Here is a 12,561-nt window from a genome sequence, read left to right as displayed (position 1 = left end):
ACACGAACTGCATTTTCACGAAAAAAGACGGTGGTGTTACGGCTGCGGCGGGCGCAGCAGCAACTCGATGCTTTCCAGCGCGCTGGTCAACGGGGCCAACGATCGCCGGATCTTGGCGCGCAGCGAGGCGCCAAGCCACAGGGCATACAGCGTCTCTGCGGTTGCCGCCGGGCTCATGGCTACCGACAGCGATCCCTCGGCGATGCCGCGCTCAATGGCCGCCTGCAGGTGGCCGATCACCCGGGCGGTCCCGGTTTCCAGCGCATGGCGCATCGGCTCCGACAGGTCGCTCACCTCGGCGGAGAGTTTCACCGCCAGACAGGCGTTATGACATTCGCTGCGGCAGTGGTAACTGATGGCCTGGGCGTAATACCCCAAGAGCTGGTGGCGGGCATCGGTGTGCTCGTCGGCAAACAGCTTTTGCATTTGCGCATCATAGTGCGCGAAATAGCGTTGCAGCATCGCTTCGCCGAAGGCTTCCTTCGAGCGGAAATAGTGGTAGAACGATCCTTTCGGCACGCCCGCCGTGGCCAGCAGTTCGCTCAGCCCCATGCCGGTAAAGCCCAGGCGCAGGCTGAGGGTTTCGCCGGTGGCGAGCAGATGTTCACGTGTATCCACGTTGCAATGCGTTGATTTGGTCATCATGGCGCCGAGCATAATAGACCGATTGGTCTAGGTCAATGGGAATAAAAAAACCGGCGCACAAAACGCCGGTTGGTCTCAGGCATTGTGCCTCAGCGGCACGCGTAAGTTAAGCGCTTACGCCGCGTTGCGGCAGCGTTGCAGAATATCCAACTGGGATTGATATTCACGCGTCTGCACATTCAGCATGCCCAGCAGGGTGTGGAACAGATTGTCCTGCGACACGTCGTCCTTTTCCGCCAGCGCGCTCAGGCACTGGCGATCGATGCCGAAATTGCGCTGATAGTCGGCCGACATCCACATCAGGAATGGCACGTGAGTTTGCTGGCTCGGCGCGAAGACATAAGGCGTGCCGTGCAGATACATGCCGTTTTCTCCCAGCGATTCGCCGTGATCGGACAGGTAGACCAGCGCGGTATTGAACCGGTCGTCATACTGCTGCAGCAGCTTGATGGTGGCATCGAGCATCGCGTCGGTATACAGGATCGAGTTGTCGTAGGTGTTCACCAGCTGTTCATGGCTGCAATCCTGGATCTGATTGCTGTTGCAGGTCGGCGAAAACGTCTGGAACTGCGGCGTGCTGCGGCGGTAATAAGCCGGGCCGTGGCTGCCCATCTGGTGCAACACGATCACGCCGTCGTCTTTCAGGCTATTGATGTAGTCGTTCAGTTCGTACAACAGCACATTGTCCATGCAAACTTCGCCGTCACAGTCCTGCGGCAGTTTCAGTTTGGTCATGTCGATGTGCGGCACCCGATCGCAGGCGCCTTTGCAGCCGCCGTCGTTATCACGCCACAGCACGTTGACGCCGGCATGCGCCAGCACGTCGAGCATGCCTTCCTGGTGCGTCGCCTGAGTTGCGTCGTACGCTTTGCGCGGCATGTTGGAGAACATGCAGGGGACGGAGATCGCCGTTTCGGTGCCGCAAGAGCTGGCGTTCTTGAAATAGACCACGTTGTCCTGCTTGAGGCGCGGGTTGGTCTCGCGATCGTAGCCCCCGAGAGAGAAGTTTTCGGCGCGGGCGGTTTCGCCCACCACCAGGATAACCAGCGTTTTCTTGGCCTGTCCGGCGATCAGCGGCCCTTTGCGCGCGTCTTCACCGATCTTCACCAGCGGCAGATTGCGCGTGAAGTAGCGCTGCTCGGTAAACTTGATGGTGCCGGCGACGAAGTTGGAAGGCGTCAACATCTTCACCACGCTTTTATTGTTGCGGATCAGCGAAGCGTAGTCTTTGTAGAACAGCGCGGCGATGATCAGGATCACCACCAATGACAGCATGACGTTGGCGGCGCGCAGCCCAACCATGTACCACCAGGGGCGGGTCTGGCGAATATGGGTGAAGCAAACCGCCGCCGCCGGCAGGACGCCGAGCAGCGCCAGCCACAGCCCCATGCGCGGCGTCAGCAACGCCGTCGCTTCGTGGGTGTTGGTTTCAAAGGCGTTTTGCATCATGTTGCCGTCGATCACCACGCCATAGCTGTACATGAAATAGTTGGCTGCAGCGCTGCCGAGCAAGAAAAAGACGATCAGCGGTTTGCGCAGGTAGGGCACGGTCAACACGCTGAAGATAATATTCAGCGCACAGAAGATCACCACCGGCATGCTGGCGGCGAATATCACGCTGTGGACGCTATCGAAGGTGATATACGACCAGGCGCGATGCAGGAATAACGCGTTTTGGAACAGAGTGAAGAACAGGGCGGTGGCGAGGATAAAACCGAGGCTGTTGCACTGTAAGCGTTGACGTAACCACATTGCCAAATCTGGATCCTGAGAGTAGATAATGCCTTGAAATCTACCGGATGAAACTTAAGAAAACCTTAGAAATTCAGAATACTGGCGGCGGCGAACGCGGGAAAACGCCAGGCCGGTGGCCTGGCGGTGAGGTGAATTAGTAGGCGGCGGTGAATTGGGCGCGAATAAACTGAGGTTTTTCAATCTCATCGACGATAGCCACCGCCAGATCTTCCACCGAAATGCTGGCCGGCGCGTCGCCGTTCATCAGCAGCTGCGTGGTGCCAAGGCGGAACTGGCCGGTGCGTTTGCCCGGTTCCAGCAGGGCGGCCGGAGAGAGATAGGTCCAGTCGAGCGCTGATTCGTTGCGCAGTTTATTGCGCAGATCGCGCACCGCCTGCGCGCCGGGGCGGATATTTTCCGGGAATTGCGGCGTATCCACCAGTTCAACGCCCGGCGCCACTTCCAGGCTGCCTGCGCCGCCCACCACCAACAGGCGCTTGACGCCTGCCTGCTCGACCGCGGTAAGGATCTGCTGGGCGCCGCGCGTAGTCTTCTCATACAGGTTGTCTTCGCCCCAGCCGGGATTGTAGGCGCTGATCACCGCATCCTGACCGTGCAATTGCCCCGCCAGCCAGGCGGTATCGGCGACGTCGCCCAGCGCGGCGGTCAGATTGGCGTGGTCCGGCAAATCTTTTTTCTGACGGGCGATCGCCGTTACCTGAATGCCGCGAGCCAGCGCTTCATCCACCACACGGCGGCCAACAAAACCGGTTGCTCCAATAATGGCTACTTTCATCTGTATGCTCCTTCAGGGATGGGTCAGTATCGTAAGGCAGGCCGATGTGCCTGCTGCGTGGGATCTACTCTAGTCCTTAACAATAGCCGTGATTAGTGCCATATTCATGCTTTCTTGATTAAGTAAAACTTCATAATCGTGGATAAACTCAATCGAATGGCGGTGTTCGCCACCGTAGTGGCGGAGGGATCGTTGGCCGGTGCGGCGCGGCGGCTGGGCATGACGCCGTCGGCGGTCAGTCAGCATATGCGCTCGCTGGAGAAGGCGCTCGGGGTGCCGCTGTTGCACCGCTCCACCCGCCGTCTGGCGTTGACCGAGGCGGGGGCGGCGTTTTATCCCGGCTGCGAGGCGATGTTGCAACAGGCGCAGCAGGCGGAGCAGCGGCTGGCGGAACTGCGGGACACGCTGGTGGGCGAGCTGCGCATCGCCACTCCGGTTGGCATCGGCGGCCGCTCGTTGGCGGAGGCGCTGGCGCCGCTGTTGCAGGCGCATCCCAAGCTGACGCTGCGGGTGCTGGCAGACGATCGCATCGTCGACATGATAGAACAGCGGGTCGACATTGCGCTGCGCGCCAATCGTCAACTGGCGGACGCCAATATGATCGCTCACCCGCTGACGGCGTGGCCGATGGTGCTGTGCGCGGCGCCGCGTTACCTCAGCCAGCATGGGGTGCCGGAAAAGCCGCAGGATTTGGTGCAGCACCGCTGGATCTCCAGCGGCTACAGCGGGGCCCATCTGGATTTGCTGCATCAATCCGGCCAGCAGGTCAAGCTGCGGCTGGCGGAGGGGCAGATCGTCAGCGAGAGCATGAACGTGATGCGCGCCTTTACCCGCGCCGGTCTGGGCATTTCCGTTCAGCCGCTGTATGAAATTGGCGACGAGCTGCAGCGCGGCGAGCTGTTGCTGCTGTTGCCGGAGTGGCGGCCGGCGCCGCTGCGGCTGCACGCGCTGACGCTGGAACGCACTATGCCGGAGAAAAGCCGCCAGGCGCTGCGCTATTTGCGCGACTATTTTCGCCGCAATGGCGAAAAGGGACTTGCCAGCGGCGGCGATGACGTCTTCAATTAGCAGGAGAATGCAGGAGGGTCCGTGGCACAGCAGCTTGAATTTTTCGACATCCCCAGCCCGTGTCGCGGCATTTGCCAGGCCGACGATCGCGGTTTCTGCCGTGGCTGCCTGCGCAGCCGCGAGGAGCGGTTCGGCTGGATGAGCATGAGCGACGCGCAAAAGCGCGAAGTGCTGCGTCTGTGTCGCCAACGTTTCCTGCGCCTGCAGCGCGCCAACAAAGCCCCCGACGAGCCGCTGCCGGAACAGCCTTCGCTGTTTTGACCCTTTCCTGATCTGCCGCACGTTCATGCGCCTTTGCGCTTCCCTGCGCCTCACCGGCTTGTGTATGCTGGCTGACAACTAATGTCATGAGGTTTTCGCAATGGTAGAACGCATTCGTCTCGCGCCGCAGGGGCCTGAATTTTCCCGCATGATTTGCGGTTACTGGCGGTTGATGGAGTGGGGCATGTCGCCGCAGCAGCTGCTGACGTTTATCGAACAGCACGTCGAACTGGGCGTCACCACCGTCGATCACGCAGATATCTATGGTGGTTATGCCTGCGAGCAGGCATTCGGCGACGCGCTGCGCCTGAAGCCCGCGTTGCGGCAGTCGCTGGAGCTGGTGAGCAAGTGCGGCATCGCCACCACCGCCAAGCCCGGCAACCCGATCGGCCACTACATCACCGATCGCGATCATATCGTACAGAGCGCGGAACACTCGCTGCGCTATCTGCATACCGACTACCTCGACCTGTTGCTGATCCACCGCCCGGATCCGTTGATGGACGCTGACGACGTGGCCGAAGCCTTTGTCGCGCTGCACAAAAGCGGCAAGGTGCGCCATTTCGGCGTCTCTAACTTTACGCCCGCGCAGTTCCAACTGCTGCAGTCGCGTCTGCCGTTCTCTCTGGTCACCAATCAGGTGGAAATTTCGCCGATTCACCAACCGGCGATCCTGGACGGCACGCTCGACCAGTGCCAGCAGCTGCGCATCAAACCGATGGCCTGGTCCTGCCTGGGTGGCGGCCGCTTGTTCAACGACGCCGAGTTCCAGCCGCTGCGCGACGAGCTGCAGCGGGTGGCGCAAGAGATCGGCGCCGAGACCATTGAACAGGTGGTTTACGCCTGGGTGATGCGCCTGCCGTCTTCGCCGCTGCCGATTATCGGCTCCGGCAAGATCGAGCGGGTGCGTTCGGCGTTGAAGGCGCAGAAACTGGCGCTGAACCGCCAGCAGTGGTTCCGCATTCGCAAGGCTGCGTTGGGGTATGATGTGCCCTGAGACGGGGTAGAAAGAGGAAAGCCGGGCGGCGAAAGCGCCCGGCTTTTTTTACGTCGGTCTTTAGGCCAACACCACCTGATCGGGGTTGAAATGATCGAGCGAGACGCCGATCAGCGTGACCTGGCTGTGGCCGAAGGCCAGCACCAGATCGTCGTTTTGCTGCGTGGCATAGTCGCGGATATTCCCGCTGGCGCCCTCGGTGCCGATAAATACCAGTTTGTCGGTGGCGTTGAAGCCATACAGCTGGTCGCGGCCGAAATCGCCGCTGAACAGGAAGGTATTGCCGTTGCCGACCCCCTTCAGGATGTCATCGCCGCTGCCGCCGACGAAGGTCAGGTTGCCGCCGGCATGGCCGATAAGCGTGTCGTTGCCGGCGTTGCCGAACAGCCAGGCGTCGTGGCTGCGAGCCTGCAGGACGTCATCGCCGTCGCCGCCGGTGGTGGCGGCCGCATAGGCTTTGAGGCCCGAATCCGATTTCAATCCGGCGGCGGTCACCTGATGATCCACCTCTTTGCTGAAAATCAGCCAGGAGGTTTCTTTGCTGCGCAGGGTGCTGATGTCGTCCGCCAGCGTAATGCCGCCTTTGGCGTCGCGCAGGTAAAGCGTATTGCCGTCGTAGGCGACCTCGGTGTTTTTCAACGCCTGCTGGGTATCGAAGATATTGTGGCCTTTGCCGCCGGCGATCAGGTTATAGCCGCCGGCGTCGCGGAAGATATCGTCACCGTCGCGGCCCTCGAGATAGTCGTTGCCTTTGCCGCCCTTGATCAAATCATTGCCGTCGCTGCCGATGATAAACGTCGGCCCGCTGTGCGTTTCCGCGTTGCGGTTCAGATCTTCCACCCAGGTACTGCCGCGCGTGACGTTCGACAGGTTGGAGACGATAATGGTCGAGTCTTTGTCGGTCAGCGAATAAAACTCGGAGTTCAGCACCCGCATCAGGCCATCCTGATAGAAGAACGGCAGGTGGGATAGCCAGGTCGGAATGTTGAGAATGGAGAACGGCAACAGATTCCAGGCGTCCGACGCGTAGTGGTCGTTGAAGTTGACGATATTGTTGGTGGCGGAGGTATGCGGCGCATCGTGAACGCCCAATGACGGCAGGGTCAGCGAGGTGCCGTCGAGCGCGCGAAACACCGGATCGTTCTCATAGCCGATGTTGATCACCTTGCCGCCGGCTTCGTACTGGGTCGGCGAGGCGAAGGCGACATAGTTGGACTGCGCGTAGAAGCCGCCCCAGTTGGCGTCGCTCTGCGCCGCCATGCTGTTGACCGCCAGCCCGCCGAGGCTGTGACCGCTGATCACCACGTCTTCGCCGCTCAGCCCGTGTGCCTGCGCGAATTTCGCCACGTCCCCCAGCAAATTGCCGAAGGCCTTCAGCGTATAGCCGTCGGCATAGCCTTTCGGCCCGAACCCGGCCAACAGATCGTTAATCACATCGCCGATGGTATCGCCGATCAGTGACTCGCGCGGGCCGCTGGTACCGCGAAATGAGATGCCAATGGCGGTGAGATTGCCTTCGCTGTCATATTTGCCCAGCACCTCGGCCTGAGCAGTGGTGTAACCGGCGGTTTCGCCGTAGTAGGTGCCGCGCGCATCGGTTTTGCCGGCGTAACCCAACTGCGCGGCGTCGATCACTGACCAGCCGGCATTGTTCACTGCGTCCTGCGCGGCCTGTTCGGAGTCGGGGTTCCAGGGAAGACCGGGCAGGCCGCCCTGCGACTGGGTGCTGCCGATGAGCGCCGTGATCAGCGTCAGCGGCAGACCGAGGCCGAAACCGGTCTGGTGATAGCCTTCATCGAAGCCGTTATCGATATTGTGGTAAGCGTAGGTAGAGATGGCCAAGGCGTCGGAAAACAGCGCCTTTGACGCGTTTTCGTCCAGATCCTTATAGCTAAAGATGCCCATATCAGTTCCTTATGAAGTATGCCGCCTGGCCGGGAAGTGAACTCTCGCGCGTCGGCGGTGGAAACAGGGAAACAACGTTAGCCGAACGACAGCTGGTCAGAGGACCAACATCGGTAGAATTATTATTGGTGCTAAATATTAGGCCCGCGAATCAAATTGGCGAGATTGTGCGTTGGTTAACAGTGCTGGCGCTGGCTCTCCTATACTGATAACTCGATAGAGTCATTAAGGAGACTGATTGATGAAACGTTATTGGTATGCGGCGCTTGGCCTGATGGCCTGCGGGGCCGCTCAGGCGGCGACGGTCGACGTTGAGATGAACTTGGTGACCGGGCAGGGCATCGGTCAGGATATCGGCAAAGTGGCCATCAGCGAAACGCCTTACGGCTTACTGTTCACGCCGAGCCTGAAAGCCTTGCCGGCCGGGGTGCACGGTTTCCATGTGCATGAGAAAGGCAGCTGCGAGCCGGGCATGAAGGACGGTAAGGCGGTGGCGGCGCTGGCGGCCGGCGGGCATTTTGATCCGCAAAAAACCGGGAAACACCTCGGGCCGTATGCCGACGGGCATCTGGGCGATTTGCCGGCCATCTATGTGACCGCCGACGGCATGGCGAACGACCCGGTGTTGGCGCCGCGGCTGAAAAAAATCAGTGAAATTGAGGGCAAGGCGCTGATGGTGCACGCCGGCGGCGATAATCACTCGGATCATCCGCTGCCGCTCGGCGGCGGCGGTGAGCGCTTCGCCTGCGGCGTGATCAAGTGATCATCCGCCGCTGACGGCCGCAGTGGCGGCGGGCTGGCCAATGGCCTGTTGCAATTGTTGCAGCGAGCAGTAGAGCCGCCAAATAAGGCCGGCCAGATCGCGCGCCGCCTGTTCCGGGTGGTGCGCCAGGGCGTTGCTCATGCGCAGCAGTTCTTGCAGCGTGGCGTCCAGCGAACTGTGCTGCACGCCTTTCTCCGTCATGATGCCGCGCAGGCAGTGGATACAGACGTTGCGCACTGCCGACAGCGGATCTGAGCGGGTTTGCCAGTCGCGCAGCTGCCAGACGATATGGCTGCAGTTGAGCAGCACCACGCCCCAGCGCAGCAACCAGGTGCGCGCCTCCTGATCCTGACTTTGATTGAGCTGGCTGATGCGATGGTAGATCAGCGATTCAAACTGGCTTTTGCTCTGCTGCGGCTTTTTGCTCAACTGATCGATAAAGTCGCGGCGCAGCGCGCGGATAATACGGCGGCTCTTTCGCTTGTCCGAGCTGGGGCGCAGGATCTGAAACGCCAGCCCGGCCAGCAGCACACCGACAATTTTACCGATGTTGTCATTGATAAAGGACTGGTAGTCATAGCTCGGCGGATTGCTGACGGTCAGAAATGAGCCCATAAAGACGATCAGCTGCCCCCAAAGCGCGGCATAAGGCGGATTCTGCAGCTTGAGCATCTGCATGGTCACCAGGATCGGGAACAGGAAGGCGCAGAACACCCAGAAATCGTCAATCTGGATCATCAAACCGAATTTCACCACGAAGCAGGCGACCGAGAGCAGCAGCACCGCCTTGAGCAAGGTGCTGACGCTGTTGATCGGCGAAGGCGTGGAGGAGTAGAGCACGCAGCTGATGGCGGTGAGCGTCAGCGCCGCGCTGCCGGCGTCCCACTGCGTGTTGATCCAGTAGGCGCAGCCGATCACGATGCATAAAAAGGTGCGCAGGCCGTTATAGGCGGCTTCGTAGCTGTCGGTATGGCGCGCCAGCGAGGTGACGCGCGGCGGCTGGAGATCGCTGACCGCCGTGGCGCTTTCCAATCGCTGAAGCCAGCGGTTGCAGCGCAGATAAAGCCAGCAGAAATCACGCAAACGCAGCCAGAAGGCGCGATGGCGGTAGTCCGCTGCATCTTGCGGGGCGATCTGCTGGAGCAGGCGCGCCAAGCGATATTTATCGGTGGTGGGATCGCGCAATTCATCCAGCAGTTGCGTCAGCACCGGCATCAGATTGGCGGGACGATCCGGCCAGTTCAGCAGCATGCGGCGCAGGCTGGAAATGACGCTGGTAATGCGCAGCTGCTGGTGCAGCAGATAGTTGAGCAGGTTATTTTGCCGCCGCAGGCGGTAGTGGCTCCAAAACGCCTGAATGCGCAGCAGGTTCATGGTCAGGATCTGGCCGATGACCCCTTCGTGCGAGGTGCGCATCTGCGCGGTGACCTCCGGCTGCCACAGCATGGCGGCGTGCTCCAGCAGCCGCTGCTGCATGCGCCGCAGCGAAGTCAGCAAGGCTTCGCCGTCGGAGGTGCTGGGCAGGATCATCATCATCAGCCCGCCGCACAGAATGCCGGTGATCACTTCGCAAACCCGCGCCTGGGCGATATCGAAGATCTGCTGGGTATCGGTGACGTTGACCGTACCGAAGGCGATGATGGCGGCGGTATAGCCCGCCAGCGCGAACGCGTAGGAAACGTTGTTTTGATAATGGTTGGAGATATAGGTGCATAGCCCGATCCAGGCGGCGATGAACAGCGTGAACAGCCAGGGATCGTTCAGGCAGTGGCCGGCGATCGCCACCGAGGCGGCGGCGCCCACCAGGCTGCCGAAGATGCGGCCGATGCTTTTGCTGATCACGCCGCCGATGGTGGGGAAGCTGACCACCGCAGCGGAGGTGAGCGCCCAATAGGGTTCGTCGAGCTCGAGCACGAACGCCACCCACAGCGCCAGACACATCGCCAGCGAGTTGCGCAGCGCATAGCGCCATTGGCCGCCGGTCGCCTTACCCCAGGGGGTACGGCTCCACTCCAGAAAGGGCAGGTTCACACTTTAGTTCCGCTGATGAATCGAAATGGTGCAGGTGGTGCCGGCAACCAGCGTCAAATCGGCGGGCACGTTGAGCAATTTTATCCGCACCGGCACGCGCTGAGCCAAACGCACCCAGGGAACATTGGGCTTAACATCCATTAATAGATCGTTGTTGCTGTCAACGCTCTGATCGTAAATGGCGCGGCCGATACTCTCTACTTCCCCCTGCAGCGGGGTGTTGCCGTTATATAAGACAATATCGGCTTTATTGCCTTCTTTTATATGTTTCAGCTTGGTTTCTTCGAAATAACCGAGTACATAAAACGAATGGACATCCACCAGTGCGACCAAAGGCGTGCCGGCGTTGGCGTAGTTCCCGACCCGCGCCTGCAGATTGGTGATATAACCGTCGGTCGGCGCGTAAATTTTAGTTTTGCTCAAATTCCATTTGGCCTGTTCCAGGTTGGCCAGGGCGGCTTTATAGGCGGCCTTCATTGCCTGAGCGGCTAAATTGGACTCATCCAAATCTTCAGCGGAAATAACGTTGCGCGGCAACCCGCGGCGTCGGGCGGCTTCATGGTCCGCCTTGGCCAGATCCGATTGCGCTTTTGCCACCGCGGCCTCGGCATTGTTCAGCGCGATCTGATAAGGCACCGGGTCGAGGGTAAAAATCAGACTTCCCGCAGGTACGAATTGATTGTCATTCGCACTTATTTTCTCTAATCTTCCAGAAACCTCAGGGGTGATATTGACGAGTTCTGCGCGCACTTTTCCGTCACGGGTCCATGGGGATTGCATATAATAATTCCAGAGCCACCAACCGGCGCAGACGGCAATGGCGCAGACGATCACCGTAGAAAAGTATTTTAATGTTTTATGCTGCATGGGTTACCAACTCGCTAAAATCCATAAGGAACCGCTGACGGTCAGGACGAAAATGGACAGGTCCATCAACATGGGGTGCCAGATTTCACCGGAATACATCCAGTCCCTGAGCAGCTGATGAATCAGCAACCATAAGACCAGTCCTAGCAAAAAAGCTTTAAATATGGGTGGAAAATAAAGCGATGCCCCCAGGACCAAATCGGGTAAGGGCGATGAGGCGTGTAACCATGATGTATTCACATTAACAATCCCTACGGGTGAATATGTTGAATATTTGCATAACGATTAAACAATAGCGGCTAAAAATAGTGGTTATTTCCACAATATACATTATATACATTTGTGTTTTTAATGTGAGTTACCCAAAATAGTCTAAGCTCTGGGAGGTAATGTTAGCATGCTAATTATAAGGAGGGGTAAGTGGAGTCAACATTAGGTTCAGATTTAGCACGATTGGTTCGTGTTTGGCGAGCGCTCATCGATCATCGGCTCAAGCCGTTGGAGCTGACCCAAACGCATTGGGTTACGTTGCACAATATCAATCGCTTGCCGCCGGAGCAGTCGCAAATCCAGCTGGCCAAGGCGATCGGTATCGAGCAACCGTCACTGGTTCGCACGCTGGACCAACTGGAGGAGAAGGGGCTTATCACGCGTCACACCTGTGCCAACGATCGCCGCGCGAAGCGCATCAAGCTGACCGAAGCGGCCGATCCGATCATCAGGGAAGTCGACAGTGTGATCACATCTACGCGCAGTGAGATTTTAAGCGGCATTACCGCCGACGAAGTGCATCTGTTGGTAGGGCTGATTGGCAAGTTAGAACAAAATATCACCGAACTGCAGAACAAATAATAATATTCTTATTTTCTACGATTACAGTTTCACAGCATCAGAAATAAAACCGGAGGCGATTGCCTCCGGTTTGCCGTGTGCCGCCTGCTGACTTACAGCGGAGAGACGGTGATGGTGTCGCCCATGCGCGCCATGCGCACGCGCTGACCCGGGCTGAACTTGGTGTCGCCTGCTTTCTGCACCACGACGATGTTCTCTTTCTGGTCGGTTTTGATTTCCAGCTCGTAGCCTGAGGTACGACCGGCCACTTCACCGATGCTGTTGCCCGCCGCGCCGCCGGCGATAGCGCCCGCCGCGGTAGCCAGCGTACGGCCGGTGCCGCCGCCAACGGTGTTGCCCAACAGCCCACCAATTACCGCGCCGCCGATCATCCCCAAGGCGTTGGAGCCTTCGCCGCCCTGAATTTTAACCGGACGCACGGAAACCAGCGTCCCGTAAGTGACGTTCTGCACCTGCTTGGCCTGCGAGGACGAGTAGACATCGCCGGACATGGATTCATTGGCACACCCAGCCAACGTAACGGCGGCGACGGCAACGACGAGAAGACGCTTGATCATATAAAACTCCTGATGGTAGTAGTCCATAACCTGGCAATGCTCACCAGGCAAGATTCAGTGAAAATGATAGACAAAGTATGGCTGA

General features: G+C 59.1%; 13 protein-coding genes. 5 read left to right on the top strand and 8 right to left on the bottom strand.

Going from position 1 to position 12,561, the window contains the following annotated elements; all coding sequences use genetic code 11:
* Positions 1-36: 36 nt before the first annotated feature.
* The 3 genes from J0X03_RS12840 to J0X03_RS12830 form a co-directional block, all read right to left on the bottom strand.
* The gene (locus tag J0X03_RS12840) at positions 37-657 is read right to left on the bottom strand and encodes a TetR/AcrR family transcriptional regulator (RefSeq protein ID WP_033642921.1); all 621 of its coding nucleotides are present in this window, start codon (positions 655-657) and stop codon (positions 37-39) included.
* Between the two features lie 102 nt (positions 658-759).
* Positions 760-2,397, bottom strand: coding sequence for a phosphoethanolamine transferase EptA (eptA, locus tag J0X03_RS12835; protein ID WP_096242198.1), 1,638 nt, complete (start codon positions 2,395-2,397; stop codon positions 760-762).
* 136 nt (positions 2,398-2,533) lie between these two features.
* A complete protein-coding gene (locus J0X03_RS12830) occupies positions 2,534-3,175 on the bottom strand; it encodes an NAD(P)-dependent oxidoreductase (RefSeq protein WP_069100774.1) in 642 nt (213 codons plus the stop codon).
* Positions 3,176-3,313: 138 nt separating this feature from the next.
* On the opposite strand from J0X03_RS12830, the gene J0X03_RS12825 reads away from it, so the two are divergent.
* The 3 genes from J0X03_RS12825 to J0X03_RS12815 all read left to right on the top strand — a co-directional run bounded on the left by J0X03_RS12825 (position 3,314) and on the right by J0X03_RS12815 (position 5,501).
* The gene (locus J0X03_RS12825) at positions 3,314-4,243 is read left to right on the top strand and encodes a LysR substrate-binding domain-containing protein (protein WP_187174031.1); all 930 of its coding nucleotides are present in this window, start codon (positions 3,314-3,316) and stop codon (positions 4,241-4,243) included.
* A gap of 21 nt (positions 4,244-4,264) precedes the next feature.
* Complete coding sequence (locus J0X03_RS12820) at positions 4,265-4,504, top strand: DUF1289 domain-containing protein (RefSeq protein WP_019455980.1); 240 nt, start codon at positions 4,265-4,267, stop codon at positions 4,502-4,504.
* Between the two features lie 100 nt (positions 4,505-4,604).
* Positions 4,605-5,501 (top strand): aldo/keto reductase, encoded by an 897-nt coding sequence (locus J0X03_RS12815; protein WP_069100775.1) that lies wholly within the window; start codon positions 4,605-4,607, stop codon positions 5,499-5,501.
* Between the two features lie 60 nt (positions 5,502-5,561).
* On the opposite strand, the gene J0X03_RS12810 is transcribed toward J0X03_RS12815, so the two are convergent.
* Positions 5,562-7,406: a polyurethane esterase gene (locus J0X03_RS12810; protein ID WP_033652595.1), complete on the bottom strand. Its 1,845-nt coding sequence runs from the start codon at positions 7,404-7,406 to the stop codon at positions 5,562-5,564.
* Positions 7,407-7,647: 241 nt separating this feature from the next.
* Here J0X03_RS12810 and sodC point away from each other — a divergent pair, with 241 nt between their 5' ends.
* Positions 7,648-8,169 carry a superoxide dismutase family protein gene (gene sodC, locus J0X03_RS12805; RefSeq protein WP_033642927.1) on the top strand — a complete coding sequence of 174 codons (522 nt, stop codon included), beginning with the start codon at positions 7,648-7,650 and terminating at the stop codon, positions 8,167-8,169.
* On the opposite strand, the gene J0X03_RS12800 is transcribed toward sodC, so the two are convergent.
* From J0X03_RS12800 to J0X03_RS12790, 3 genes are read right to left on the bottom strand one after another with little or no spacing between them, the layout of a single operon-like run.
* On the bottom strand, positions 8,170-10,200 hold the full coding sequence (locus J0X03_RS12800; protein WP_160204251.1) for an FUSC family protein: 2,031 nt from the start codon (positions 10,198-10,200) through the stop codon (positions 8,170-8,172).
* Between the two features lie 3 nt (positions 10,201-10,203).
* Positions 10,204-11,067: an efflux RND transporter periplasmic adaptor subunit gene (locus J0X03_RS12795; RefSeq protein WP_160204252.1), complete on the bottom strand. Its 864-nt coding sequence runs from the start codon at positions 11,065-11,067 to the stop codon at positions 10,204-10,206.
* 3 nt (positions 11,068-11,070) lie between these two features.
* On the bottom strand, positions 11,071-11,307 hold the full coding sequence (locus J0X03_RS12790; RefSeq protein WP_025159708.1) for a DUF1656 domain-containing protein: 237 nt from the start codon (positions 11,305-11,307) through the stop codon (positions 11,071-11,073).
* Between the two features lie 180 nt (positions 11,308-11,487).
* On the opposite strand from J0X03_RS12790, the gene slyA reads away from it, so the two are divergent.
* Positions 11,488-11,919, top strand: coding sequence for a transcriptional regulator SlyA (gene slyA, locus J0X03_RS12785; RefSeq protein ID WP_004931301.1), 432 nt, complete (start codon positions 11,488-11,490; stop codon positions 11,917-11,919).
* A 92-nt stretch (positions 11,920-12,011) separates the two neighbouring features.
* On the opposite strand, the gene J0X03_RS12780 is transcribed toward slyA, so the two are convergent.
* Positions 12,012-12,476: an outer membrane lipoprotein gene (locus J0X03_RS12780; RefSeq protein WP_025159710.1), complete on the bottom strand. Its 465-nt coding sequence runs from the start codon at positions 12,474-12,476 to the stop codon at positions 12,012-12,014.
* Positions 12,477-12,561 lie beyond the last annotated feature (85 nt).

Origin of the sequence: Serratia ureilytica (assembly GCF_017309605.1) — a bacterium.
Classification (GTDB): Bacteria; Pseudomonadota; Gammaproteobacteria; order Enterobacterales; family Enterobacteriaceae; genus Serratia; species Serratia ureilytica.
Note: the sequence above shows the minus strand (reverse complement) of the source record. Positions and strands in the feature narration are given on the sequence as shown.